Here is a 25,269-nt window from a genome sequence, read left to right on the forward strand (position 1 = left end):
TACGTCCGTGTGGGCGTAGGTCCACGGGGTCGTCCAGTGGATGGCGGCGGGCACGATCCGCGGCTCAGCGTGTCGCCATCCAGATCAGCAGGCCGGCCTGGAACAGCGCCAGGGCGATCAGGCAGACGATGGTGAAGCGCAGTGCGCCGTCCTCGCGGCGGAAGCGGGCGATGCGTTCCTGCAGTTCGCGGATCTGGTTGTCCTGCGCCTGCAGATTGCGATCGGCCTGTTCCAGCATCGCCGCGGCTTCCTGCAGTTCGACGATCTGCACCTTCTCGCCGTTCCAGTCCGGGCGCAGGGCGCTGACGCGTGGGGCGCCATAGGTGGCCTTTTGCTGCTGCGCCTGGGGATAGTTGATGTCGAAACCCTGGGTGCGCAGGCAATGGTCGCGGCGCAGGCGGTAATCGTCGTTGGACGCATCCTTGGGCAGCGAGCCGCCTTCGACCAGGTAATGCGCCCAGCGCTTCTGCGCCCAGGCGGCGCCCTGCGCCAGCAGGAAGCGGCCGAGCCCGCGATTGGCCGGTTCGATGTGCAGGCCCGAATCCGGACCGAAGCGCAGTTCCTTGCTGCGATGATCGGCCCAGACCTCCAGGACGTTGTGCTTGCGCGACCGCATCTGGCCGGGAACGTTGATGAACAGGCGCAGCAGGCTCTGCTCGGGCGTGTGTCGCTCCACCTGGGCGAACTCGACGAAGCGCAGCGGGCGCGCGCCGCCGTCGCGCTCGGTCGGCAGCGGCGCCAGGCGCAACAGCCGGAAACGGTCGGGCAGCAGCTCGGCCCATGGGTGTGGCGGCGGCGTTGCCTGGTCTTCATCGGTGGTCTGGGTATCGGTCATCTGCGCGTTTCCTTGGCCTGCGTGCCGGTTCGATCAGGAGCCGTATCGGGCCGTTGTTCGCGGGCTATCGGCCGTCCGAGGCCTAACTGGAGGCTGGCAGGATGCCATTATCCTGCAGGAATTCGGCGATTCGTTCGAGCAGGGCGTGGGCGATCGGCCGTTCCGGGTCGTCGTACGAGGCCAGTTGCCGGTCATCCGCCGGTACGATGCGCAGCACATGGTTCATCCCGTCGATCAGTGCCAGCCGGGCATCCGGCTTGGCACGCGCGAGCGCCCGTGCGTCCTCGATGCCGATCTGGATGTCGGTGCGCCCCTGGACGATCAGCGCCGGGATGCCAACCGCGGCGAAGGCTGCCGCCGGGTCCTGGGCGAACAGCGAAATCAGGTAGGGCTGCACGCTGGGCCGGAACAGCACCTGCAGCGGCTCGGGCACCTGCGCGTGGGTACGCCCGGCCTTGAGTTCGTCGATCAGGTAATGGCTGCTGGCGAGCAGGGCGGGCGGCAGCCGGCCCTGCAACTGTTCGCGCAAGACTTCGTCGATGGGCCGCCCGCTGCCGGCGATGGCGATCAGCGCGGTGGCCTCGGACCGCGGCGCGGCGAGGCTGGCGATCAGCGCGCCCTCGCTGTGGCCGATGAGGATCAGTTCGGCGAAACGCGGGTCGCTTCGGAGTTTGGCGCTCCAGGCCAGCGCATCGTCGGCATAGGCCTCGACGCTGAGGTCGCGCTCGTCCGGCGCGGCGGCCAGGCTGGCGCCGACGCCGCGCTTGTCGTAGCGCAGGCTGGCCACGCCGCGTTTCGCCAGCCCCTGGGCCAGGCGCTTGAGGCTGTCGTTGCGTCCGCCGGGGTTGTTGCCGTCGCGGTCGGTGGGGCCGGAACCGGCGATCAGCAGCGCCACCGGCAACGGCCGGTCGCTTTTGGGCAGCAGCAGGCTGCCCTGCAGCACGCCGTGGCCGGTGTCCAGATTCAGGGTCTGGTTGAGCAGCGTCTGGGCCTGGGCGAAAGGGATGGACATGATCAATAGCAGCAGTATCGGCAGGAAACGCATGGAGGGGCTTCGCTTGTCATTGAGCGGGTTGGGCGCGGCAACAAGACCCTAGGGCTCGCCGTTGCGCAGTATGCCCCGCCATCAGGATCGATGAAACCGAGCGCGGCTCAGGTATACTTCCGCCCCCTGTTTCTTAGGTCGATCGCGGAGCGCCCTGCATGTCCGGCAATACCTACGGCAAGCTGTTCACCGTCACCACCGCCGGCGAAAGCCATGGCCCGGCGCTGGTGGCCATCGTCGACGGCTGCCCGCCGGGGTTGGAGCTGTCGCTGCAGGACCTGCAGCACGACCTCGACCGGCGCAAGCCGGGCACCAGCCGCCACACCACCCAGCGCCAGGAAGCCGACGAGGTGGAAATCCTCTCCGGCGTGTTCGAGGGGCGGACCACCGGCTGCGCCATCGGCCTGCTGATCCGCAACACCGACCAGAAGTCCAAGGACTACTCGGCGATCAAGGACCTGTTCCGTCCGGCCCACGCCGACTACAGCTACCACCACAAGTACGGCATCCGCGACTACCGCGGCGGCGGTCGCAGCTCGGCGCGCGAGACCGCCATGCGCGTGGCGGCCGGCGCCATCGCCAAGAAGTACCTGGCCAGCCAGGGCATCGTCGTGCGCGGCTACATGAGCCAGCTCGGCCCGATCGAGATTCCGTTCAAGAACTGGGACGGCGTCGAGCACAACGCCTTCTTCAGCCCCGACCCGGACAAGGTGCCGGAGCTCGAGGCCTACATGGACCAGCTGCGCCGCGACCAGGATTCGGTCGGCGCGAAGATCACCGTGGTCGCCGAAGGCGTGATGCCGGGCCTCGGCGAGCCGATCTTCGACCGCCTGGACGCCGAGCTGGCCCATGCGCTGATGAGCATCAACGCGGTCAAGGGCGTGGAGATCGGTGCCGGTTTCGCCAGCGTCGCCCAGCGCGGCACCGAGCACCGCGACGAGCTGACCCCGGAGGGTTTCCTCTCCAACAACGCCGGCGGCATCCTCGGCGGGATTTCCTCCGGCCAGCCGATCGTCGCCCACCTGGCGCTCAAGCCGACGTCCAGCATCACCACCCCGGGACGTTCCATCGATGTCGACGGCAACCCGGTGGAGGTGATCACCAAGGGCCGCCACGACCCCTGCGTGGGCATCCGCGCCACGCCGATCGCCGAGGCGATGATGGCCATCGTGCTGATGGACCACCTGCTGCGCCATCGCGCGCAGAACGCCGAGGTGCGGGTGACCACGCCGGTGTTGGGGCAGCTTTGAGCGGCAAGCTTCAAGCCACAAGCTGCAAGTGGGCCGTTGTGCTGTTTCTGCTTGCCGCTTGAAGCTTGTAGCTTATGACTGCTTCTTTGCCGTACTGGCGCCTCTCCGGCTTCTACCTGTTCTATTTCGCCCTGCTGGGCGCGACCGCGCCGTTTCTCGGGCTGTATTTCGAGCACCTGGGCTTTTCGCCGGCGCGTATCGGCGAGCTGATCGCGATTCCCATGCTGATGCGCTGCATCGCGCCCAACCTCTGGGGCTGGCTGGGCGACGCCACGGGACGGCGGCTGCAGATCGTCCGGCTCGGCGCCGTGTGCACGCTGCTGTCGTTCGGCCTGATTCTCTTCGATAAAAGCTATGCCTGGCTGGCGCTGGTCATGGCCCTGCATGCGTTCTTCTGGCATGCGGTGCTGCCCCAGTTCGAGGTGATCACCCTGGCGCATCTGCACGAGCAGGCAGAAGGCTACAGCCGGATCCGCCTATGGGGCAGCATCGGCTTCATCCTTGCGGTGGCCGGCCTGGGCCAGTTGTTCCAGCGCCTGAGTCTGGACCTGTATCCCGTGGCAGTGGTCGCGGTGATGCTCGGTATCGTCGCCGGCAGTCTCTGGGTGCCCAATGCCCAGCCGCGGCAGCGCTCCGAGGCGCCGGGGCAGGGCGGCTTTCTCGCCCAGTTGCGCCGGCCCGGGGTGCTGGCCTTCTACGGCTGCGTGGCGCTGATGCAGTTGTCCCACGGGCCGTACTACACCTTTCTCAGCATCCATCTGGAGGCGCTGGGCTATGCCCGCGGCACCATCGGGCTGATGTGGGCGCTGGGCGTGGTGGCGGAGGTGCTGCTGTTCCTGGCGATGGCGCGGCTGCTCGAACGTTTCTCGCTGCGCCAGGTGCTGGTCGCCAGCTTCCTGATCGCCGCCCTGCGCTGGCTGTTGCTGGGCAGCCTGGCCGATCACCTCGCCGTGTTGCTGATCGCCCAACTGATGCATGCCGCCACGTTCGGCAGCTTCCATGCCGCAGCGATCCATTTCGTCCAGCGCAGCTTCGGCCATCGTCAGCAGGGCCAGGGCCAGGCCCTGTACGCCACCCTGGCCGGTGTCGGGGGTGCGCTGGGCGCGCTGTATTCGGGCTACAGCTGGAACAGCCTCGGCCCGGTGTGGACCTTCGCCATCGCCAGTCTGGCGGCGCTGGCCGCAGCCGTTATCATTGCTTTCCGTTTGCAGGAGGATCGGGCATGACTGCCACGCGTGAACACCTGGCCCGGGCGATCATCGATGCCGGGCGTTTTCTCTATGGCCGCGGCTGGTCGCCGGCCACCAGCAGCAACTATTCGGCGCGCCTGACCAGTGCCGAGGTGCTGCTCACCGTATCCGGCAAGCACAAGGGGCAACTGACGCCGGACGACTTGCTGGCCGTCGACATGGACGGCAACAGCCTGGAAGAAGGCAAGAAACCGTCCGCCGAGACGCTGCTGCACGCCCAGCTGTACCGCTGGAAGCCGGAAATCGGCGCGGTGCTGCACACTCACTCGGTCAACGCCACGGTGCTCTCGCGGCTGACGCTAAGCGATTCGCTGGTGTTCGCCGACTACGAACTGCAGAAGGCCTTCAGTGGCGTCTCGACCCACGAATCGCAGGTGCTGGTGCCGATTTTCGACAACGACCAGGATATCGCCCGGCTGGCGGCCAGGGTGCAACCCTGGCTGGACGAGCATCCCGACTGCGTCGGTTACCTGATCCGCGGCCATGGCCTGTATACCTGGGGCGAGAAGATGAGCGACGCGCTGCGCCAGATCGAGGCCTTCGAGTTCCTCTTCGATTGCGAACTGAAAATGCGCGCGCTGCAGCCCCGCTGATCCCGTCCGTCCACCCATTCCAAGAGAGAACCGAACATGAGCGTCCTCAGCGTCTACCACGAAAGCCGTCCGGAACAACCCCTCAAGGTGCTGACCCACGTCGAAGACATCGCCGCGACCCTGGCCGATGTCGGCGTCCACCTGGAGCGCTGGGAAGCCAGCGCGCCGATCGCCGCCGGTGCCAGCCCGGAGGAGGTGATCGCCGCCTATCGTCCGCAGATCGACAGGCTGATGAACGAGCGCGGCTACGTCACCGTCGACGTCATCAGCCTGGACAGCGACCATCCGCAGAAGGCCGAGCTGCGCGCCAAGTTCCTCGACGAGCACCGCCACGCCGAGGACGAGGTGCGCTTCTTCGTCGCCGGGCGCGGGCTGTTCACCCTGCACATCGAGGAGATGGTCTACGCCGTGCTCTGCGAAAAGAACGACCTGATCTCGGTGCCGGCCGGCACCCGCCACTGGTTCGACATGGGCGAGAACCCGCACTTCGTCGCCATCCGCCTGTTCAACAATCCCGAAGGCTGGGTCGCCCAGTTCACCGGCGAGAACATCGCCAGCCGCTTCCCGCGCCTGGAGGACTGAGATGCCGGTCAAGGCCATCCTCACCGATATCGAGGGCACCACCAGCGCGGTCAGCTTCGTCTTCGACGTGCTGTTCCCCTACGCCCGCGAGCACCTGCCCGCGTACATCCGCAGCCACGCCGGGGAACCGGCGGTGGCGGCGCAGATCGAGGCGGCGCGCAGCGAGAGCGGCGAAAGCGGAGCGGACGTCGAGCGGGTGATCGAGATCCTGCTCGGCTGGATCGCCAGCGACCGCAAGGCCACCTCACTCAAGGCGCTGCAGGGCATGGTCTGGGCCCAGGGCTATCGGGCCGGGCAGCTCAAGGGGCACGTCTATCCGGATGCGGTGGCGGCGCTGAAGCGCTGGAAGCAGGAAGGCTACGGGCTTTACGTCTATTCCTCCGGCTCGATCCAGGCGCAGAAGCTGATCTTCGGCTGCTCCGAGGCCGGCGACCTGACGCCGCTGTTCTCCGGCTATTTCGACACCACCTCGGGGCACAAGCGCGAGGCCGACTCCTACCGGCGCATCGCCGCGGCCATCGGCCTGCCCGCCGGGGACGTGCTGTTTCTCTCCGACGTGGTCGAGGAACTGGATGCCGCGCAGCAGGCCGGCATGCAGACCTGCGGCCTGGCCCGCGAGGGCGGCACGCTGGGCGCGCACGAGACGGTCGCCAGCTTCGCCCTGATCGACCCGGCGCGGCTCTGACCCGGGGCCGCGAACGAAGCGGGAACGGCACTGAACCCTGTCGCCACGTCGGCATCCTAGATTAGGTACCCCACCCACACAGGAGCGTACCCATGTCGGATGCCTTCGGCGGTATCTTCAGCCTGCTCATCCTGATCCTGGATATCTGGGCGATCATCAGCGTAGTTCGCAGTGACAGTACCACCGGCAAGAAGGTGCTCTGGGTGTTGTTGATCGTCGTTCTGCCGGTCGTCGGCCTGATCATCTGGGGCATCATGGGGCCGCGCGGCAACCGCCCCGATCAGCGCGGTCTCTGAAGAACGGCACCATGGACAGCCTGAGCGGGCCGCTGGCCCTGGTGGTACTGGTGCTGGACGTGCTGGCCATCGCGCATGTCTGGCGCAGCCATATCGAGGTTGGCCGCAAGGTGATCTGGAGCCTGGTCATCATGCTGCTGCCGGTGGTCGGGCTGATCATGTGGGCGGTGGCGGCGGGACCATTCGGCAAGGCGCGGCTATAACGGTATGTGCTCGCCAGCGACTAGCACTGGTCAGGCTCGAATCGCTGGCGTCGCCGCGTAATCCTGCCAGATATGTATCGCCGCATAGGCTCGCCATGGCCGCCAGGCCTCCGCGCGTGCGGCCAGCGCCCTGGCGCTGATGCCGCCGTCGCCCCACAAGGGCGCCTTGAGCAGGCCGAGATCCGCGGCGGGAAAGGCGTCCGCCTCGCCGAAACCGCGCAACGCGATGTACTCGGCCGTCCACGGGCCGATGCCCGGTAGCTCGCACAGGCGCCGGACCAGCACCTCGGCACCGTCCTCGACATGCAGCTGCAGTGCGCCTTCGGCCACCGCTGCGGCGAGGCGGCGCAGCGCCTGTGCGCGTTTGGCGGGCATGCCGATGTTCTCCAGCGCATCCTCGGCGATCGCCTGCGGGGTGGGAAACAACAGCTGCAGCCCGGGCGGGGCATTCGGCAGCGGTTCGCCGAGGCGCTCCAGCAATCGCCGGGTGATGGTCACCGCCGCCTTGATCGTCACCTGCTGGCCGACTACGGCGCGCACCGCCTGCTCGAACGGATCGTAGGCCGCCGGCAGGCGCAGCCCGGGATGGGCGGCGACCAGCGGGCCCAGCGCCGGGTCGGTGGCGAAATGCTCGGCGATGGCCTGCGGGTCGGCGTCGAGGTCGAACATCTTGCGCACCTTGCCGACGAGCAGTTGCCGGCTCGGCTGCAGCGAGTCGCTGAGCGTCAATTCCAGTGCGGGGCGGTCCGCCAGCGGCCGCACGCTGAGCCAGCCGCTGGCATCGCCCAGGCGCAGGTTGCGGCTGTAACGCTCGGCGTCCAGCCGCTCGACGCCGGGAAGCAGGCGCAGGGCGAAATGGCGGTGGAACTGCTGCCAGTCCCAGGGTGCACGATAGGGCAGGTAGAGAGGTTCGAACATCATCTAAGCCTAGCCGCAAGCGCTCTGCCTGTCGTCCCGAAGCGCGCTTTCGAAACCCGTGGTTCCCCCTGTAACACCAGCCAACGTAGAATGCGCGTCCTTTTCCATGGGTGGCTGCCAGACACCACCCGTTACGCCAGCCAGCTATCAGGTCGTTGAATTCCCTGTGTTTTCGACCGCCTGCCAAGGGAGACACCCCATGAGCGACTATCAGGAAACTCTCTACGAGGGATACGGCCAGCGGTTCCGGATGGACAAGCTGCTGCATGAAGTGCGTACCGAACACCAGCACCTGGTGATCTTCGAGAACGCCCGCATGGGCCGCGTGATGGCGCTCGACGGCGTGATCCAGACCACCGAGGCCGACGAGTTCATCTACCACGAGATGCTCACCCACGTGCCGATTCTCGCCCACGGGCTGGCGCGGCGCGTGCTGATCATCGGCGGCGGCGACGGCGGCATTCTGCGCGAGGTTGCGCGCCATCGCGACATCGAGAGCATCACCATGGTCGAGATCGACGGCACCGTGGTGGACATGTGCAAGGCGTTCCTGCCGAATCATTCCGCCGGTGCGTTCGAGGACCCGCGGCTGAACCTGGTGATCGACGACGGCATGAACTTCGTCGCGACCACCGAGGAGACCTTCGACGTCATCATCTCCGACTCCACCGATCCCATCGGCCCGGCCGAGGTGTTGTTCTCGGAGAACTTCTACCAGGCCTGCCGCCGCTGCCTGAACGAGGGCGGCATCCTGGTGACCCAGAACGGCACGCCGTTCATGCAGCTCGGTGAAGTACAGACCACCGCCAGGCGCATGAACGGGCTGTTCGCCGACTGGCACTTCTACCAGGCCGCGGTGCCGACCTATATCGGCGGTGCCATGACCTTCGCCTGGGGCGCCTGCAATGCCGCAAGCCGCAAGCTACCGCTGGACACCCTGCTGCAGCGCTTCGCCGGCAGCGGCATCGTCACTCGCTATTACAACCCGCACGTCCACCTCGGCGCGTTCGCGCTGCCGCAGTACGTGCTGCAGGCCATCAACAAGCCCAGCAACGATTGATCCGCCTGTGATGGGCGTCTCATAACGGGGCGCCGACCCGATCCAGGCCGCGCGGCCCGCCCGGAAATGGTGCGGGCCGTTTTCGTTTTTCCTCCAAAGCCTTTGTTCTACAAAGGTTATTCAGCGTGGCGCGAGCTTTGCACTGTCGTTGGGCAGGTTACTGTTCGAGGGCTCCGCATGGACCGCGTTTTCTACGATGAGATGCACGACGCGCACGGCGCATGCCGCCCGCATTACCAGGCTTTCTCGGCCTGGCTTTCCGATACGCCATCCGACGTGCTGGCGCAACGTCGACGCGAGGCGGATCTATTGTTCCACCGCGCCGGCATCACCTTCACCCTGTATGGCGACGAACAGGGCACCGAACGGCTGATCCCCTTCGACACCATTCCGCGCTCCATCCCGATGAGTGAATGGCGCACCGTGGAGCGGGGCTGCATCCAGCGGGTGCAGGCGCTCAACCTGTTTCTCGCCGATCTCTACCACGAGCAGCGCATCCTCAAGGCCGGCGTCATTCCGCCGGAGCAGGTGCTGGCCAACGAGGGCTACCAACCGGCGATGCAAGGGCTGAACCTGCATCGCGACACCTATGCGCACATCGCCGGGGTCGACCTGGTGCGCGACGGCGACGGCACCTACTACGTGCTCGAGGACAACCTGCGCACGCCCAGCGGCGTCAGCTACATGCTCGAAGACCGCAAGATGATGATGCGGCTGTTCCCCGAGCTGTTCGCCGCGCAGCGCATCGCGCCGATCAACCACTACCCCAACCTGTTGCTGGAAACGCTCAAGCACTCGAGCCCGCTGGACAACCCCTGCGTTGTGGTGATGACGCCGGGCCGCTTCAACAGCGCCTTCTTCGAGCATGCCTTTCTCTCCCGCGAAATGGGCGTGGAGCTGGTCGAGGGGGCGGACCTGTTCGTGCGCGACGAGCACGTCTACATGCGCACCACCGCCGGCGCGCGCCAGGTCGATGTGATCTATCGCCGGCTCGACGATGCCTTCCTCGATCCGCTGGCGTTCAATCCGGATTCGGCGCTGGGCGTGCCCGGCCTGCTGTCGGCCTATCGGGCGGGCAACCTGGTGCTGGCCAACGCCATCGGTACCGGCGTGGCGGACGACAAGTCGATCTACCCGTTCGTGCCGGACATGATCCGCTTCTACCTGGACGAAGAGCCGATCCTCGCCAATGTGCCGACCTGGCAATGCCGCAAGCCGGACGAGCTGTCCCACGTGCTGGCGCACTTGCCGGAGCTGGTGGTCAAGGAAACCCAGGGCTCCGGCGGCTACGGCATGCTGGTCGGCCCGGCGGCCAGTGCCGCAGAGATCGAGGCCTTCCGCGCCCGCCTGAAGGCCAATCCCGGCGCCTATATCGCCCAGCCGACCCTGAGCCTGTCGACCTGCCCGACCTTCGTCGAGAACGGCATTGCCCCGCGCCACATCGACCTGCGGCCGTTCGTGCTCAGTGGCCGGGAAACCCGCCTGGTACCCGGAGGCCTGACCCGCGTGGCGCTGCGCGAGGGCTCGCTGGTGGTCAACTCGTCGCAGGGCGGCGGCACCAAGGACACCTGGATCGTGGAGGATTGCTGAATGCTGAGTAGAACCGCTGCCGATCTGTACTGGATGTCCCGCTACCTGGAACGCGCCGAAAACATGGCGCGCATGCTGGACGTCAGCTATTCGCTGTCGCTGATGCCGCAGGACGGCCGTGGCGATGGCCTCGACGAACTGGCCATGCCGCTGCTGATCACCGGCACGCTGGACCATTACCTGGCCTGTCATGGCCAGCTCAACGCCGAGCGCATGCTGCATTTCTTCGCCCTCGATGAAGGCAACTCCGCCAGCCTGTTCAACTGCCTGCGCCTGGCGCGCAGCAATGCCCATGCCGTGCGCGGGCGCATCACCTCGGACATGTGGGAGAACATCAACGCCGCCTGGCTGGAGATGCGCGGCATCGCCGAGCAGGGCCTGGGGCGTTACGGCATCAGCCGTTTCTGCGAATGGGTCAAGGAGCGCTCGCACCTGTTCCGCGGCGCCACCGTGGGCACCATCATGCGCAGCGATGCCTACCGCTTCATCCGCCTGGGAACCTTCATCGAACGCGCCGACAACACCCTGCGTCTGCTCGATGCCCGCCACGAACTGCTCGGCGAGGAAAGCGAGAACCTCGACGACCGCTCGGCCCGCGCCTACTACCAATGGAGTGCGCTGCTGCGCGCGCTGTCCTCGTTCGAGGCCTTCGCCGAGATCTACCGCGGCTCGCCGCGCACGGCCAAGGTCGCCGAGCTGTTGCTGTTGCGCGCCGACGTGCCGCGTTCGCTGCGCGCCTGCCTGGTGGAGCTGCAACAGATACTCGCCAGCCTGCCGGGAGAAAACGGCCGGCCGGCGCAGCGCCTGGCCTCCGAACTGGACGCGGGGCTGCGCTACACCAGCATCGACGAAGTGCTGGAAATCGGCCTGCACGACTGGATCACCGCCTATGTCGAGCAGATCGGCCGGCTGGGCAGTGCCATTCACTCTTCCTACCTGGAGGCCGCATGAAACTCTCCATCGCCCACGACACCAGCTACCGCTACCAGGACCAGGTACGCGCGAGCATCCAGTACCTGCGCCTAACGCCCCAGCAGAGCCAGCGCCAGCACGTGTATAGCTGGGAGCTGGAGTTGCCGCGGCCGGCGCGGGCGCAGCGCGATCCCTATGGCAACGTGCTGCACGTGCTGACCCTGGACGAGCCGCACGACGAGATCGTCATCCGCGCCCGCGGCCAGGTGGAAATCGACGAGGCCTGCGAATGCGAGGCCGAAACCGCCTCGCCGTTGCCGTTCCTGCGCTCCAGTCCGCTGACCCAGGCCGACGATGCCCTGATCGACTTCGCCCGCCGCCAGTGCGGCACCCGCCGCGAGCGCGACGCCCTGGCCGAGCTGATGCACGCGCTGGCCGACCACATGACCTACACGCCGGGCGCGACCCAGGTGGAAAGCACGGCGGCGCAGGCCTTCGCCGGTGGCGCCGGGGTCTGCCAGGATCACAGCCATGCGTTCGTCGCCTGCGCCCGCAGCCTGGGCATCCCGGCGCGCTACGTTTCCGGCTATCTGCTGGCTGACGACAGCGATCACCTGGCCAGCCATGCCTGGGCCGAGGCCTGGATCGACGGGCAGTGGTACAGCTTCGACGTCTCCAACCGGCTGGTTCGGCCGGATCGGCACCTGAAACTGGCGGTGGGCCTGGATTATCTCGATGCCTGCCCGGTGCGCGGCATGCGGCGTGGCGGCGGCAGCGAGTCGATGCACGCCCGGGTGCAGGTCATGCCGATGCAGATGATGGGCCAGCAATGATCGTGCGCTGCCCCGGCTTGCAGCGCGCGGCGGTTGGGTTACCATCCGCGCGCCGCTTGCGGCCGCTCCTCATCCACTAGAGCCTCACGAGCCATGACCTACTGTGTCGCCATGAACCTGGCCGATGGGCTGGTGTTCGTTTCCGATTCACGGACCAACGCTGGCGTCGATCACATCGCTACCTTTCGCAAGCTCTACCGCTTCGGCATCCCCGGCGAGCGGCTGATCGTGCTGCAGACGGCCGGCAATCTGGCCACCTCGCAGGCCGTGGTCAGCCTGTTGCGGCACCGCCTGTTGGGTGAGGGCGCGAACCTGCACAACGTGCCGACGATGTTCGCCGCGGCGCGCCTGGTGGGCGAGACGCTGCGCGAAGTGGTCGAACACGATGCGTCACCGAGCATGGCGTCGGGGATCGACATGAGCAGCTCCTTTCTGGTCGGCGGGCAGATCGCGGGCGAGGAGCCGCAGTTGTACAACCTCTACCCGCAGGGCAACTTCATCTGTGCGACGGTCGACACGCCCTATTTCCAGATCGGCGAGAGCAAGTACGGCAAGCCCATCCTCGATCGTGCGCTATGCCATACGACGGCGCTGGAGCAGGCCCTGCGCTGCGCGCTGATCTCCTTCGACTCGACCATCCGCAGCAACCTCTCGGTGGGCATGCCGCTGGACGTGCTGGTCTATCGCAAGGACAGCCTGCAGGTACCGGACGGTTATCGGGTGGAGGAAGGCGACGCCTACTACGAGGATATCCGTGGGCAATGGTGCAGCAACCTGCGGCGCATGCTGGTTGAACTGCCGGCGGCACCGGGGTTCTATCTGGATTGAGAGGCTGCTTTCATGGCGGCCGCCGACGCGCCGAGCATTCAGCGTGTTCGTGCAACCGGGCTGGCAGCCTGCTAGCTTGTCATCGTGGGCATCGAAGATGCTCGCACCGTTTCGCTTCACGCAGTCGTGACCCGTTCGCTCGCTCTCCATAAGCCTGTCCCAACGGAGGCCGGCGAATCCATCCACGCTTGAGAGGAGGTTGATTTCATGAGTACCACCTTCCACGAGGATGTCAGCAGCACCGTTCTGCGCCGGATGAAGGAGGGCGGTTTCGATTTCGCCCGCGTGCACCCCATCGAGTTCTATGCGGTCTTCCCGGAGCAGGACCGAGCACAAATGGCCGCACGCAACTTTCGCGGCGAAACCATCAATACGCAGGTCTTTGCGCGTGAGGACGGAGCCTGGAACCTGCAGGTCAGCAAGGTGATGTACGCGACGTTCGACGGCATCGGCGACTTCGAACAGGATCTGGAGGACCTGGTCGAGCCCCTTGGCGGCGTGCTCGATGGCTGGGGCGTCACCCAGGAAATCGAAGAGCGGAGTCCGTAGCGTCGTCGGGATTCATAGGGTGGCGCAGTGTGTAGCCTGTAGGTTGGGTTGAGGAGCGAAGCGACGAAGCCCAACACGTCCGTGCCGATCCCCGTTGGGCTTCGCTGCGCTCAGCACCAACCTACCGCGTTATCGGATCGCCCGAGCTTCGTTCAATCCCTCTTGAAACCGCTTTGCAGCGCCTGGTCCCAGGGTGGGACCGGGCCGAAGCGGCTTTTCAGAAACGCCAGCAACAGCCGGCTTCGCGTGTCGGCTTCCCGGGTCAGGCGCAGGGCATAGATGCCGCTGGCTTCGGGTTCCGGCAGGCCGTTGTCGCAGAACAGCGGCAACAGCTCGCCGCGCAACAGGTAGTCGCTGATCAGCCAGGTCGGCAGATGGGCGATGCCGAGTCCCGCCAGGGCGCCGGCCAACAGCGCTTCGGCATTGTTGGTGATCATGCGCAGGCGGCGCGGACGGAATGGCTGCGTGCGACCCTCCTGTTCGAAGCGCCAGGCATGCGGTGGCGCCAGGGCGTCCCAGTCCAGACCGTCGTGCTCGAGCAGTTGCTGTGGATGGGTCGGTACGCCGCGCCGCTCGAGATAGGCCGGGCTGGCGCAGACGATGCGCACCATGGGCGCCAGCGGCGTGGCCACCAGCCGGGTATCGGCCAGCGGGCCGATGCGCAGCAGCAGGTCGGCCTTGCCCAGGTGCTCGCCGTGCAGGTCGACGAAACTGTCGATCAGGCGCAACTGGATATCCACGCCGGGGTAGGCCTGGAGAAACGCCGCCAGGGCCGGCGCCAGGTGACGCCGGCCGAACGGCGCGGGCGCGTCGACACGGATTCGACCCTCCGGGGCGCTGTCGAGCGATGCGGCTTCGGCGCGGGCCAGGTGCAGTTCCTGCACGATCCGCCGCGCCCGTTCGGCGAAGGCCAACGCGGCCGGCGTCGGCCTGACGGCATGGGTGCTGCGGCTGAACAGCAGGCAGCCCAGCGACTTTTCCAGCGTATCGATACGCCTGGCGACGGCCGAGGGTGTCAGCCCATGGCGGCGCGCGGCGGCGGAGAAGCTGCCGGCATCGAGTACGTCGATGAACAGGCTGAGCTGAGCGGAGAGTGCGTCGGGTTGCATTCTTGTCTCGTGCTTGTGCGATTCTGGCAAAGCCATTTTGCGTGGCTTTGCATATCGATGCTAGCCGTGAGCGCGTAGCATGGCCGCCTTCGTAAAGGCAGGAGTGAGCGCATGGTGCTGGATATCGGGCTGAACGTATTGCTGGGGCTGGTGCTGGGCACCCTCGGTGGGCTGTTCGGCATCGGCGGCGGGTTGATCGCGATTCCGGTGCTCGGCGTGCTGTTCGGGCTCGATCAGCAACTGGCGCAGGGGACCGCGCTGGTGATGGTGGTGCCCAACGTACTGCTGGCGATCTGGCGCTATCACCAGCGTAACCGCATCGATTGGCGCCATGCCGGGGCGCTGGCTGGCGCCAGTTTCTGCTTCGCCATATTCGGCGCCGCCATCGCGGTATCGCTGGATGCCGGGCGCATGCGCCTGATCTTCGTCGGCTTCCTGCTGGCGCTGGCGGCTTACACCCTGCTGCGGGTCTTCCTGCAGCCGCCTGCCGGTAACGGCGAGCTGCGCCATCCCTGGCCCTGGCTCGGTGTGCTGGGTGCCTTTTCCGGCGCGCTCGGCGGGCTGTTCGGGGTAGGCGGCGCGGTCATCGCCACGCCGGTGCTGACCACGGTATTCGGCACGTCGCAGGTCGTCGCCCAAGGGCTTTCGTTGGCCCTCGCGGCACCCAGCACCGGAGTGACGCTGGTCACCTATGCGCTGCACAGCCAGGTCAACTGGCTACTGGGGCTGCCCCTGGCGGTGGGCGGCCTGCTCAGCATCAGCCTCGGTGTGCGCTTCGCCCACGCCTTGCCGGAGCGCCTGCTGCGTCTGCTGTTCAGCCTGTTTCTGGTGCTCAGCGCGGTACTGCTGGCGCTCGAGATCTGAGCGCTCGAAGGCTGCTCGGATGCTGGCGCGCGTTGGGCTTCGCGGGGCTCAACCCAGCCTACATATGCAATGGCGTAGGTTGCGGTTGAGGCGCGTAGCGCCGAAGCCCAACGTGCTACAGGAGGGGGGACCCCGTGCACTCAGACAAGCGCTTTCAGCAGCCAGCCGCCGATAGCACCCGCCAGCACCACCAGCCAGGGGGGCAGCTTCCAGAGCATCAGGGCGGCCAGGGCGAGCAACGCCAGGACGAAGTCCTCGACGCCCTCGATGGCGCTGGTCCACACCGGATCGTAGAGTGCCGCCAGCAGCAGGCCGACGACTGCGGCATTGACCCCGGCGAGCGCCGCCTGGGTATGCCGGCTGGCACGTAGACGTTCCCAGAACGGCAGTACACCGATCACCAGCAGGAACGACGGCACGAATATCGCCACCAGGCACAAGCCCGCGCCGAGCCAGCCGCTGGGCTCGGCGCTCATCGAGCCACCGAGAAAGGCGGCGAAGGTGAACAGCGGCCCCGGCACCGCCTGGGCAGCGCCATAGCCGGCGAGGAAGGTGCCGTTGTCGATCCAGCCGCTGGGGACCACTTCCGCCTGCAGCAGCGGCAGCACCACATGGCCGCCACCGAATACCAGCGAGCCGACACGGTAGAACGCATCGGCCATTGCCAGCGCCTGGTTCCCGGTATGGCGGGCCAGCAGGGGCAAGGTGAGCAGCAGTGCCGCGAACAGGCCCAGCGAGATCAGCGCGCTGCGTCGGCCAATGGCGATCGGCAGCGCCGCATGCTCGCCTTTCAGCTCGGGGCGCAACAGCAGCAGACCGATCAGCCCGGCCAGCACGATGACGCCGACCTGCCCCCAGATGAAGGGCAGCAGCAGGGCGGTGCTGGCCGCGCCGAGGGCCATGGCGATGCGTGGGGCATCGGGGCAGAGCGTGCGCGCCATGCCCCAGACGGCCTGGGCCACCACCGCCACGGCGACGATCTTCAACCCCTGCAGCACGCCGTCCGGCAAGGCTTCGGCCCACGCGATGCCCAGCGCGAACAATGTCAGCAGGAGCGCCGAGGGCAGGGTGAATCCGGCCCAGGCCGCCAGCGCGCCGCGATAGCCGGCGCGCACCAGGCCGACCGCCAGGCCCACCTGGCTGCTGGCGGGACCGGGCAGGAACTGGCAGAGCGCGACCAGATCGGCATAGCTGCGCTCGTCCAGCCAGCGTCGGCGCTGGACGAACTCGTCGCGGAAATAGCCGAGATGGGCCACCGGGCCGCCGAAGGCGGTCAGCCCCAGGCGCAGGAACACCAGGAATACCGCCCAGGCGTTGCGTTGCGAGGTTTCGCCGGAGTCTTTCGAGGCAGCGGGCATGCTTGGAACCATGGAATGGCAATCCGATGAGGTGGCGCGCGGGCCGGGCTCAGGCGAGTCTAACCGCTCGCCATGACAAACGGGCTACTCGCCGCGCTACGACCAGGCCGGCATGCTCGGCCATTCATCCGACATCAGGAACAGCCGCTCCTGCTCGAGCCAGTCGCCCGTGGCCGTCGCGCACACGCGGACCAGCAACTGGGCCCGGGCCGCGGCCGGTTGCGTGGCGATCCAGGCGGCGAAGCGGGCGCGTTCCCACAGTTGAGAGGCATCCAGGCGCGCCGGCGCCAGCCAGGCTGGGCGGGGCAGCGGCAGCCAGAGCGCATCGGGCGTCTGCGCCTGGTACCGCTCCCATTGCGCCTGGCGTAGCCAGCGTCCATGCAGGTGAGCCGGATACGCGCCATGGGGCGCCGTGCAACCGTGCGGCCATGGCTGGAACAGGTAGCCGCCGAGCCAGAAACTGCTGTTTACCGGGCTGCGGGTCAGCTCGCCAAGTACGGCGAGCGCCTGCGGGCGACTGGCCAGCGGCAACTGATGGCGGCACAGATGGTCGAGCTTGATATCGAGTCGGTCGTGGCTACCCGGCCCCAGCCAGCGGGCGTGCCGGCTGCCGTCACCCTGCTCCAGGCCCAGGTAGAACTTCACCGCCAGCTCCAGGTGTTGCACGCCTTCCGGATCGTGCAGCAGCAGGTCCAGTTCGCCCAGGGTATGCCCGGCCTGGCGAATCGGCAGGTTGGCGGCGAGCAGCCGGATGTCCGGCGCCTCGCTGAGGGCGAATTGCCAGAGGCGCTCGTAGTACAGCCCCAGCCGGCGGATGCTGCTGCGCCCCAGCCAGGATTCGAGCACCGAAACATCCGTATCCTGGCGTAGGAGCCAGCCGGCCAGCAGGCCGGGTTCACGGCTCCAGCGGCTGGCCGCGAGGGGGTGACGTTGCCTGCAGGGCGCCTCGCCCAGCAGGGGTGGGGAAAGGATCGTCCAGGCGAGGTCGCGCACCTGCGGATGCTGGAGGCGGGGCAGAAGGTCGGCAAGGTCGGGGAGGTTCATGCCTGCAGAATAGCCGCAGGGAAATCGCGCTATGACGTTATTTCGCAACGGCCATTCGACAAAAGCGCTGGAGGCTGGAAAGCTGGACGAAAAAACGTCGGATCTTCGCTCACACTCGGGCCGCCTGTCGTTCAGCCTCCAGCCTTCCAACGCTGTTTTCGGCTCTTCGAGCGCATAGCGCGATTGCCCTGAGCATAGCCGAGGAGCGTTTGCCGCTGCTTCGCGGTTTCGCCCATAATTCGGCGATTTTGAACACCCACGCCGGCCATGCGCTCTAACCGATTGGCACAATGGCGGCTTCGCGAGCGGACTCAGCGTCCTGCTTGTCCACTGCACACGGCTTTTGTGCGCATTTCAGCTCAGCCACACCAGGGAGCCTCAATGGAGCAATTCCGCAATATCGGCATCATCGGCCGCCTGGGCAGCTCCCAGGTGCTGGATACCATCCGCCGGCTGAAGCGATTTCTCGTCGAGCGTCATCTGCATGTGATTCTCGAGGAGAACATTGCCGAGGTGCTACCGGGGCATGGCATGCAGACCTCCTCGCGGCAGCGGTTGGGCGAGTCCTGCGACCTGGTGATCGTGGTCGGCGGCGATGGCAGCCTGCTCGGCGCCGCGCGGGCGATGGCCAGGCATCGGGTCCCGGTGCTGGGGATCAACCGCGGCAGCCTGGGCTTTCTCACCGACATCCGTCCCGACGAACTGGAGGAGAAGGTCGCCGAGGTGCTCAACGGCCAGTACACCCTGGAGAACCGCTTCCTGCTCGAGGCGCAGGCGCGGCGCTTCGAGGAGCCGATCGGCGAGGGCGATGCGCTCAACGACGTGGTGCTGCATCCCGGCAAGTCGACCCGGATGATCGAGTTCGAGCTGTACATCGACGGCCAGTTCGTCTGCAGCCAGAAGGCCGACGGCCTGATCGTCGCCACACCCACCGGCTCCACCGCCTATGCGCTGTCGGCCGGCGGGCCGATCATGCACCCGCGCCTGGACGCCATCGTCATCGTGCCGATGTACCCGCACACGCTGTCCAGCCGGCCGATCGTGGTGGACGGCAACAGCGAACTGAAGATCGTGGTCTCGCCGAACATGCAAATCTACCCGCAGGTGTCCTGCGACGGGCAGAACCACTTCACCTGCGCGCCGGGCGACACCGTCACGGTGCGCAAGAAGCCGCAGAAGCTGCACCTGATCCACCCGCTGGACCACAACTACTACGAGGTCTGCCGGACCAAGCTCGGCTGGGGCAGCCGCCTCGGCGGAGGCGATTGATGCAGCTCGATCCGGACCGCGGCTACGACCTGATCGGCGACGTGCACGGCTGCGCCCACGCCCTGGCGCGCCTGCTCGAGGGGCTCGGCTATCACCGCCAGGGCGGCGTCTGGCGCCATCCACGGCGCCAGGTGATCTTCCTCGGCGACATCATCGACCGTGGCCCGCATATCCGCGAGGCACTGCACCTGGTGCACGACATGGTCGAACATGGCCAGGCCTACTGCATCATGGGCAACCACGAATTCAATGCCCTGGGTTGGTACATGCCGGCGCCGCCGGGCAGTGGCCGCGAGTTCGTCCGCGAGCGCTCGCCACGCTTCGCCCGGCTGCTGCAGGAGACCTTCCAGCAGTTCGAGCATTACCCTGATGAGTGGCAGGCGTTTCGCGACTGGTTCTACTCGCTGCCGCTGTACCTGGAAAGCGCGCGTTTCCGTGTGGTGCACGCCTGCTGGGACAGCGATGTCATCGCCCGGCTAGGAACCCTTCTGGACGACGGGCGGATCAATCCCGCGATCCTGCGCGAGGCTGGCCTGCCCGGCACCTTCATCTGCCAGGCGCTGGACCGGCTGCTGCGCGGCACCGATATGCCGCTGCCGCAGGGCATGACGCTGACCAGCGAGGAGGGCTTCGTGCGTACCTTCTTCCGCACCAAGTTCTGGGAAGAGGATCCGCAGACGTATGGCGACGTGGTATTCCAGCCCGGTGGGCTGCCTGAACATGCGGCGCGCATGCCGCTGTCGGCGCAGCAGAAGCGCCGCCTGTTCCTCTACGGGCCGGACGAACCGTTGCTGTTCGTCGGCCACTACTGGCGTCGCGGGCAACCGGGGCCGATTCGCGACAACCTGGCGTGCCTGGACTACAGCGCGGTGAAGAACGGCAAGCTGGTGGCCTATCGGCTGGATCAGGAAACCCGTCTGGACCCGGCGAAATTCGCCTGGGTCGACGTCAAGGCGATATTTCGATGAGCGTGGCCATAGTCGAGGCCTTGCGCCTGCCGTTGTCCGAAGACCTGAGCGGCTTCATCGCCCTGTTGCAGCGTCTGCGGGTGCCTTGCCGGGTATCGGAGGAGGGCGATCAGCAGGTGCTGCGCGTGCCGGCCGAGGTGGCCGAGCAGGTGCGCGACCTCTATGCGCGCTATCCCGCCGGCGACGGCGCGGTGGTTGCCGAGCAGCCGACCCGCCGCCGCGGCGGCCTGGGCGCGGCGCTACGGGCCAATCCCTTCACCACGGCGATCCTGCTGCTGACGCTGGTCGTCGCGGCGCTCACCCTGCTCGGCGAGAATTTCGCGACGATCCGCTGGCTGAGCTTCACGGATTTTCGTATCGACGGCGAATACGCCTATTTCGCCACGCTCGAGCAGAGTCTCGCGGCCGGGCAGTGGTGGCGACTGATCACGCCGATCTTCGTGCACTTCGGCATCCTTCATCTGGCGATGAACGGCATGTGGTACTGGGAGCTGGGACGACGCATCGAATTCCGCCAGGGTGCCTGGATGCTGCTGGCATTGACCCTGCTGTTCGGCCTGATCTCCAATTTCGCCCAATACCTGTTCGGCGGTCCGGGCATTTTCGGTGGGCTGTCCGGCGTGCTCTACGGCCTGCTCGGCCATTGCTGGCTGTTCCAGAAGCTCGCCCCGGACAACGCCTACCGGCTGCCGCCGGGCGTGGTGGTGCTGATGCTGGTCTGGCTGGTGGTGTGCCTGACCGGCGTGATCGAGGTGCTGAGCTTCGGCGCGCTGGCGATCGCCAATGCCGCGCACGTTGGCGGCTTGGTCGCCGGATGCGTCACGGGCGTTATCGGTGGGCTGCTGGCGCGTAGGGGATAGCGGCAAGCGGCAAGCGGCAAGTAAGAGCGGCGAGGACGAATGCTCCTGCTTGAAGCTTGAAGCTTGAGGCTTGAGGCTTGAGGCTTGCAGCTAATGGCTGCTCCTTTCCGCTAGAATGCCGGCTCGTTTCCCTGGGAGCTGGCCATGTCGTCCTTTATCCAAACCGCCGAAAACATCACCCCCGAAATCTACGCGAGCCTCAAGCAGGCCATCGAGCTCGGCAAATGGGCTGACGGCCGCAAGCTCACGCCCGAGCAGAAGGAAACCTGCATGCAGGCGATCATCGCCTGGGAAATGAAGAATCTTCCGGAAGAAGAACGCACCGGCTACATGGGCGGGGCAGAGTGTGGCTCCAAGAGCAAGAAGGCCGAGGCCCCCATCGATACCAGCCTGTTCGCACCCGCTTCGGGAACCCGTCACTGATGCAGGAGCTTGGACGTGGCGCGCTGAACAAGATGAGTGTGCAGCTGGGCGCGCCCGCCCAGTACGCTTTCTGCTTGGACGAGGCGCGGGTGCCGGTCAATCCGCTGATCGGCAAAACGCTGCGGTTGGAGTACCTCGGGGCCATCCATTGCACTCATTGCGGGCGCAAGACCAACAAGAGTTTCAGCCAGGGCTATTGCTATCCCTGCTTCAAGAAACTGCCGCAGTGCGACGTCTGCATCATGAGCCCGGAAAAATGCCACCACGACTTCGGCACCTGCCGCGATCCGCAGTGGGGCATGGACTTCTGCATGACCGATCACGTGGTCTACCTGGCCAACTCTTCGGGCACCAAGGTGGGCATCACCCGCGCCACGCAGTTGCCGACGCGCTGGCTCGACCAGGGCGCCAGCCAGGCGCTGCCGATCATGCGCGTCGCCACTCGTCAGCAGTCCGGCATGGTCGAGGATCTGTTGCGCAGCCAGGTCGCCGATCGCACCAACTGGCGTGCGCTGCTCAAGGGCGATGCCGAACCCATCGACCTGATCGAGATGCGCGAGCAGATCTTCGATGCCTGCGCCGAGGGGCTGCGGGACTTGCAGCAGCGCTACGGCCTGCAGGCGATCCAGCCGGTGGCGGATGCCGAGGTGCTGGAGATCCGCTATCCGGTGGAGGCCTATCCGAGCAAGATCGTCAGTCTCGATCTGGAAAAGACGCCGGTGGTCGAAGGCACCCTGCGGGGCATCAAGGGTCAATACCTGATCCTGGATACCGGCGTGATCAACATTCGCAAGTTCACCGCCTACCAAACAGCCATCAGCTGCAAGCCACAAGCTGCAAGCTGACACCATCCCTAACTTGCAGCTTGAAGCTTGCCACTTGAAGCTGCCTCGAAGAGGCCCGACCCATGCGTACCGAACAACCGAAAGTCATTCATCTGAAGGATTACCAGGCCCCGGAGTACCTGATCGATGAAACCCACCTGACCTTCGAGCTGTACGAGGACCGCACCCTGGTGCATGCCCAGTTGGTGATGCGCCGCAACCCCGAGCGGCCGGCCGGCAAGCTGCCGCCGCTGGAGCTGCACGGCCAGGAATTGGAATTGCTGTCGCTCGCGCTGAACGACCGCGAGCTGGGCCTGGGCGACTACCAGCTCAGCGAGGATTGCCTGACCCTGCAGCCGGACAGCGATGCCTTCGTCATCGACAGCAGCGTATGCATCCATCCGGAAAGCAATACCGCGCTGGAGGGGCTGTACAAGTCCGGCGGCATGTTCTGCACCCAGTGCGAGGCCGAGGGTTTCCGCAAGATCACCTACTACCTCGACCGCCCGGACGTGATGAGCAAGTTCACCACCACCGTCAGCGCCGAGCAGAAGGCCTATCCGGTGCTGCTCTCCAACGGCAATCCGATCGCCAGCGGCAGCGAGGATGACGGGCGCCACTGGGCGACCTGGGAAGATCCGTTCAAGAAGCCGGCCTACCTGTTCGCCCTGGTGGCGGGCGACCTCTGGTGCGTCGAGGACAGCTTCACCACCCTGAGCGGTCGCAACGTGGCGCTGCGCATCTACGTCGAGCCGGAGAACATCGACAAGTGCCAGCACGCCATGGACAGCCTGAAGAAGTCCATGAAGTGGGACGAGGAGGCCTACGGCCGCGAGTACGACCTGGACATCTTCATGATCGTCGCGGTCAACGACTTCAACATGGGCGCGATGGAGAACAAGGGCCTCAACATCTTCAACTCCAGCGCCGTGCTGGCCCGTGCCGAAACCGCCACCGACGCCGCGCACCAGCGCGTCGAGGCGATCGTCGCCCACGAGTACTTCCACAACTGGTCGGGCAACCGCGTGACCTGCCGTGACTGGTTCCAGCTCTCGCTGAAAGAGGGCTTCACCGTGTTCCGCGACTCGCAGTTTTCCGCCGACATGAATTCGCCGACGGTCAAGCGCATCGAGGACGTGGCCTACCTGCGTACCCACCAGTTCGCCGAGGACGCCGGCCCCATGGCGCATTCGGTACGCCCGGAATCCTTCATCGAGATCTCCAACTTCTACACCCTGACCGTCTACGAAAAGGGCGCCGAAGTGGTGAGGATGATCCAGACGTTGCTGGGCGCCGAAGGCTTTCGCAAGGGCAGCGACCTGTACTTCGAGCGTCATGACGGCCAGGCGGTGACCGTCGACGATTTCGTCAAGGCCATGGAGGATGCCAACGGCGCGGATCTGAGCCAGTTCAAGCGCTGGTACGGCCAGGCCGGCACGCCGCGCCTGGCCGTCAGCGAGCGCTATGACGAGGTGGCCAAAACCTACAGCCTGACCTTCCGCCAGAATTGCCCGCCGACGCCGGGCCAGCCGACCAAGGAACCCTTCGTGATTCCGCTGGCGCTGGGGCTGCTGGATGCCCGCGGCGCGGAGATACCGCTGCGCCTGCAGGGTGAAGACGCTGCGGCGGGCATCTCACGCGTGCTGGCGGTCAGCGAAGCCGAGCAGACCTTCACCTTCGTCGACGTGCCCGAGCGGCCACAGCCGTCGCTGCTGCGCGGCTTCTCCGCGCCGGTGAAGCTGGAGTACCCCTACAGCCGCGACCAGCTGATGTTCCTCATGCAGCACGACAGCGACGGCTTCAACCGTTGGGAGGCCGGGCAGCAACTGTCGGTGCAGGTGCTGCAGGAGCTGATCGGCCAGCAGCAGCGCGGCGAGCCGCTGGCCATGGACGAGCGCCTGGTCCAGGCGCTGCGCAGCCTGCTGGCGAACCAGGACCTCGATGCGGCGATGGTCGCCGAGATGCTCTCGCTGCCCAGCGAGGCCTACCTCACCGAGATCAGCGAGGTAGCCGACGTCGACGCCATCCACGCCGCTCGCGAATTCGCCCGCAAGCGCATCGCCGATGCGCTGTTCGAGCCGCTGTGGCAGCGTTACCAGGCCAATCGCGAAACCTCGCGCAACACCGCCTACGTCGCTTCGGCCGAACATTTCGCCCGCCGCGCGCTGCAGAACATCGCGCTGTCGTACCTGATGCTGAGCGAGAAGGCCGAAGTGCTCGAGGCATGCCTCGAGCAGTTCGAGCAGGCCGACAACATGACCGAACGCCTCACCGCATTGGCGGTGCTGGTCAATTCGCCGTTCGAGGCCGAGCGCGACAAGGCGCTGCAGACCTTCGCCGAACACTTCAAGGACAACCCGCTGGTCATGGATCAGTGGTTCAGCGTGCAGGCCGGCAACCCGCTGCCCGGTGGCCTGGAGCGCGTCCAGCAGCTGATGAAGCACCCGGCGTTCATCCTGAAGAATCCGAACAAGGTGCGCGCGCTGATCGGCGCGTTCGCCAACCAGAACCTGGTCAACTTCCACCGGGCCGACGGCGCGGGTTATCGCTTCCTCGCCGAGCAGGTGATCGTGCTCAACGCACTCAACCCGCAGATCGCCTCGCGCCTGCTGGCACCGCTGACCCGCTGGCGCAAGTACGACAGCGCGCGCCAGGCGCTGATGAAACACGAGCTGGAACGGATTCTGGCCTCCGGCGAACTGTCCAGCGACGTCTACGAGGTGGTGAGCAAGAGCCTGGCCTGAGGTTCGTTCCGGCAGCTGTGGGTGAGCCGGGCGGCCGGCTTCTTCCACGGTGGGTTGCAGCCCAAGGGCTCCTACGGGCTCGGTGTGCACATGCGGCTTTTTCGCGGGAGCCTGACCTGGGCGATGCTTTTGCGTCCTTGGCAGTCCAACCAGGTAGGGTGGGCTTCAGCCCACCACAGGCTCGGTGAAGCCCCCGGGACTGCAGGGCTCGGTGTGCACATGCTGCTTTTTTTGCGGGAGCCTGACCTGGGCGATGCTTTTGCGTCCTTGGCAGTCCAGCAGGTAGGGTGGGCTTCAGCCCACCACAGGTTCGGTGAAGCCCCGCGACTTGCAGGGCTCGGTGTGCACATGCTGCTTTTTTTGCGGGAGCCTGACCT

26 protein-coding genes are annotated in these 25,269 nt (G+C 66.4%); 20 read left to right on the top strand and 6 right to left on the bottom strand.

Annotated features, from left to right (window positions below):
* Nucleotides 1–64 precede the first annotated feature (64 nt).
* Nucleotides 65–835, bottom strand: a complete 771-nt coding sequence (locus IN820_RS13710) for a hypothetical protein (RefSeq protein ID WP_193681488.1) — start codon at nt 833–835, stop codon at nt 65–67.
* Between the two features lie 82 nt (nt 836–917).
* Nucleotides 918–1,880, bottom strand: a complete 963-nt coding sequence (locus IN820_RS13715; RefSeq protein WP_193681489.1) for an alpha/beta hydrolase — start codon at nt 1,878–1,880, stop codon at nt 918–920.
* A 158-nt stretch (nt 1,881–2,038) separates the two neighbouring features.
* On the opposite strand from IN820_RS13715, the gene aroC reads away from it, so the two are divergent.
* The 7 genes from aroC to IN820_RS13750 all read left to right on the top strand — a co-directional run bounded on the left by aroC (nt 2,039) and on the right by IN820_RS13750 (nt 6,739).
* A complete protein-coding gene (gene aroC, locus IN820_RS13720; protein WP_193681490.1) occupies nt 2,039–3,130 on the top strand; it encodes a chorismate synthase in 1,092 nt (363 codons plus the stop codon).
* 74 nt (nt 3,131–3,204) lie between these two features.
* A complete protein-coding gene (locus IN820_RS13725) occupies nt 3,205–4,356 on the top strand; it encodes an MFS transporter (protein WP_193681491.1) in 1,152 nt (383 codons plus the stop codon).
* Nucleotides 4,353–4,973, top strand: coding sequence for a methylthioribulose 1-phosphate dehydratase (locus tag IN820_RS13730; protein WP_193681492.1), 621 nt, complete (start codon nt 4,353–4,355; stop codon nt 4,971–4,973). The genes IN820_RS13725 and IN820_RS13730 overlap by 4 nt, the downstream gene beginning before the upstream one ends.
* Before the next feature lie 36 nt (nt 4,974–5,009).
* Nucleotides 5,010–5,555: a 1,2-dihydroxy-3-keto-5-methylthiopentene dioxygenase gene (locus tag IN820_RS13735; RefSeq protein ID WP_193681493.1), complete on the top strand. Its 546-nt coding sequence runs from the start codon at nt 5,010–5,012 to the stop codon at nt 5,553–5,555.
* Between the two features lies 1 nt (nt 5,556).
* Nucleotides 5,557–6,240: an acireductone synthase gene (gene mtnC, locus IN820_RS13740; RefSeq protein WP_193681494.1), complete on the top strand. Its 684-nt coding sequence runs from the start codon at nt 5,557–5,559 to the stop codon at nt 6,238–6,240.
* Between the two features lie 92 nt (nt 6,241–6,332).
* Nucleotides 6,333–6,536: a PLDc N-terminal domain-containing protein gene (locus IN820_RS13745; protein WP_193681495.1), complete on the top strand. Its 204-nt coding sequence runs from the start codon at nt 6,333–6,335 to the stop codon at nt 6,534–6,536.
* 11 nt (nt 6,537–6,547) lie between these two features.
* A complete protein-coding gene (locus tag IN820_RS13750) occupies nt 6,548–6,739 on the top strand; it encodes a PLDc N-terminal domain-containing protein (RefSeq protein WP_193681496.1) in 192 nt (63 codons plus the stop codon).
* 30 nt (nt 6,740–6,769) lie between these two features.
* Here IN820_RS13750 and IN820_RS13755 read toward each other — a convergent pair whose 3' ends face one another.
* Entirely contained in the window at nt 6,770–7,657 is an 888-nt protein-coding gene (locus IN820_RS13755; protein ID WP_193681497.1) for a DNA-3-methyladenine glycosylase family protein, read from the bottom strand.
* Between the two features lie 199 nt (nt 7,658–7,856).
* On the opposite strand from IN820_RS13755, the gene speE reads away from it, so the two are divergent.
* The 6 genes from speE to IN820_RS13785 all read left to right on the top strand — a co-directional run bounded on the left by speE (nt 7,857) and on the right by IN820_RS13785 (nt 13,429).
* Nucleotides 7,857–8,717, top strand: a complete 861-nt coding sequence (speE, locus tag IN820_RS13760; RefSeq protein ID WP_193681498.1) for a polyamine aminopropyltransferase — start codon at nt 7,857–7,859, stop codon at nt 8,715–8,717.
* A 177-nt stretch (nt 8,718–8,894) separates the two neighbouring features.
* Nucleotides 8,895–10,307 carry a circularly permuted type 2 ATP-grasp protein gene (locus IN820_RS13765; protein WP_193681499.1) on the top strand — a complete coding sequence of 471 codons (1,413 nt, stop codon included), beginning with the start codon at nt 8,895–8,897 and terminating at the stop codon, nt 10,305–10,307.
* Nucleotides 10,308–11,258, top strand: coding sequence for an alpha-E domain-containing protein (locus IN820_RS13770; RefSeq protein WP_193681500.1), 951 nt, complete (start codon nt 10,308–10,310; stop codon nt 11,256–11,258). It begins immediately after the preceding gene.
* A complete protein-coding gene (locus IN820_RS13775) occupies nt 11,255–12,052 on the top strand; it encodes a transglutaminase family protein (RefSeq protein ID WP_193681501.1) in 798 nt (265 codons plus the stop codon). Before IN820_RS13770 ends, IN820_RS13775 begins: the two co-directional genes overlap by 4 nt.
* Nucleotides 12,053–12,145: 93 nt before the next feature.
* Entirely contained in the window at nt 12,146–12,880 is a 735-nt protein-coding gene (locus IN820_RS13780) for a proteasome-type protease (RefSeq protein ID WP_193681502.1), read from the top strand.
* A gap of 207 nt (nt 12,881–13,087) precedes the next feature.
* Nucleotides 13,088–13,429, top strand: coding sequence for a ribonuclease E inhibitor RraB (locus IN820_RS13785; protein WP_193681503.1), 342 nt, complete (start codon nt 13,088–13,090; stop codon nt 13,427–13,429).
* A 152-nt stretch (nt 13,430–13,581) separates the two neighbouring features.
* On the opposite strand, the gene IN820_RS13790 is transcribed toward IN820_RS13785, so the two are convergent.
* A complete protein-coding gene (locus IN820_RS13790) occupies nt 13,582–14,538 on the bottom strand; it encodes a LysR family transcriptional regulator (RefSeq protein ID WP_193681504.1) in 957 nt (318 codons plus the stop codon).
* Between the two features lie 111 nt (nt 14,539–14,649).
* Between IN820_RS13790 and IN820_RS13795 the strand changes: the two genes are divergently transcribed.
* On the top strand, nt 14,650–15,402 hold the full coding sequence (locus IN820_RS13795) for a sulfite exporter TauE/SafE family protein (RefSeq protein WP_193681505.1): 753 nt from the start codon (nt 14,650–14,652) through the stop codon (nt 15,400–15,402).
* A 140-nt stretch (nt 15,403–15,542) separates the two neighbouring features.
* Here the strand turns inward: IN820_RS13795 and chrA are convergent, their stop codons facing one another.
* Both chrA and IN820_RS13805 read right to left on the bottom strand, forming a co-directional pair.
* Nucleotides 15,543–16,760 carry a chromate efflux transporter gene (gene chrA / locus IN820_RS13800; protein ID WP_193681506.1) on the bottom strand — a complete coding sequence of 406 codons (1,218 nt, stop codon included), beginning with the start codon at nt 16,758–16,760 and terminating at the stop codon, nt 15,543–15,545.
* A 96-nt stretch (nt 16,761–16,856) separates the two neighbouring features.
* Nucleotides 16,857–17,804: a DUF1853 family protein gene (locus tag IN820_RS13805; RefSeq protein ID WP_193681507.1), complete on the bottom strand. Its 948-nt coding sequence runs from the start codon at nt 17,802–17,804 to the stop codon at nt 16,857–16,859.
* A gap of 381 nt (nt 17,805–18,185) precedes the next feature.
* Between IN820_RS13805 and IN820_RS13810 the strand changes: the two genes are divergently transcribed.
* From IN820_RS13810 to pepN, 6 genes are all read left to right on the top strand, one after another.
* Nucleotides 18,186–19,073, top strand: a complete 888-nt coding sequence (locus tag IN820_RS13810) for an NAD(+) kinase (RefSeq protein ID WP_193681508.1) — start codon at nt 18,186–18,188, stop codon at nt 19,071–19,073.
* The gene (locus tag IN820_RS13815; RefSeq protein ID WP_193681509.1) at nt 19,073–20,041 is read left to right on the top strand and encodes a metallophosphoesterase; all 969 of its coding nucleotides are present in this window, start codon (nt 19,073–19,075) and stop codon (nt 20,039–20,041) included. The genes IN820_RS13810 and IN820_RS13815 overlap by 1 nt, the downstream gene beginning before the upstream one ends.
* Complete coding sequence (locus IN820_RS13820; protein ID WP_193681510.1) at nt 20,038–20,901, top strand: rhomboid family intramembrane serine protease; 864 nt, start codon at nt 20,038–20,040, stop codon at nt 20,899–20,901. Before IN820_RS13815 ends, IN820_RS13820 begins: the two co-directional genes overlap by 4 nt.
* 144 nt (nt 20,902–21,045) lie before the next feature.
* Complete coding sequence (locus IN820_RS13825; RefSeq protein ID WP_102893735.1) at nt 21,046–21,324, top strand: YeaC family protein; 279 nt, start codon at nt 21,046–21,048, stop codon at nt 21,322–21,324.
* Nucleotides 21,324–22,169 carry a DUF2797 domain-containing protein gene (locus IN820_RS13830; protein ID WP_193681511.1) on the top strand — a complete coding sequence of 282 codons (846 nt, stop codon included), beginning with the start codon at nt 21,324–21,326 and terminating at the stop codon, nt 22,167–22,169. Before IN820_RS13825 ends, IN820_RS13830 begins: the two co-directional genes overlap by 1 nt.
* 62 nt (nt 22,170–22,231) lie before the next feature.
* Nucleotides 22,232–24,892, top strand: coding sequence for an aminopeptidase N (gene pepN, locus IN820_RS13835; RefSeq protein WP_193681512.1), 2,661 nt, complete (start codon nt 22,232–22,234; stop codon nt 24,890–24,892).
* Nucleotides 24,893–25,269: the final 377 nt, after the last annotated feature.

Origin of the sequence: Pseudomonas lopnurensis (assembly GCF_015070855.1) — a bacterium.
In the GTDB taxonomy this organism is placed as follows: Bacteria; Pseudomonadota; Gammaproteobacteria; order Pseudomonadales; family Pseudomonadaceae; genus Stutzerimonas; species Stutzerimonas lopnurensis.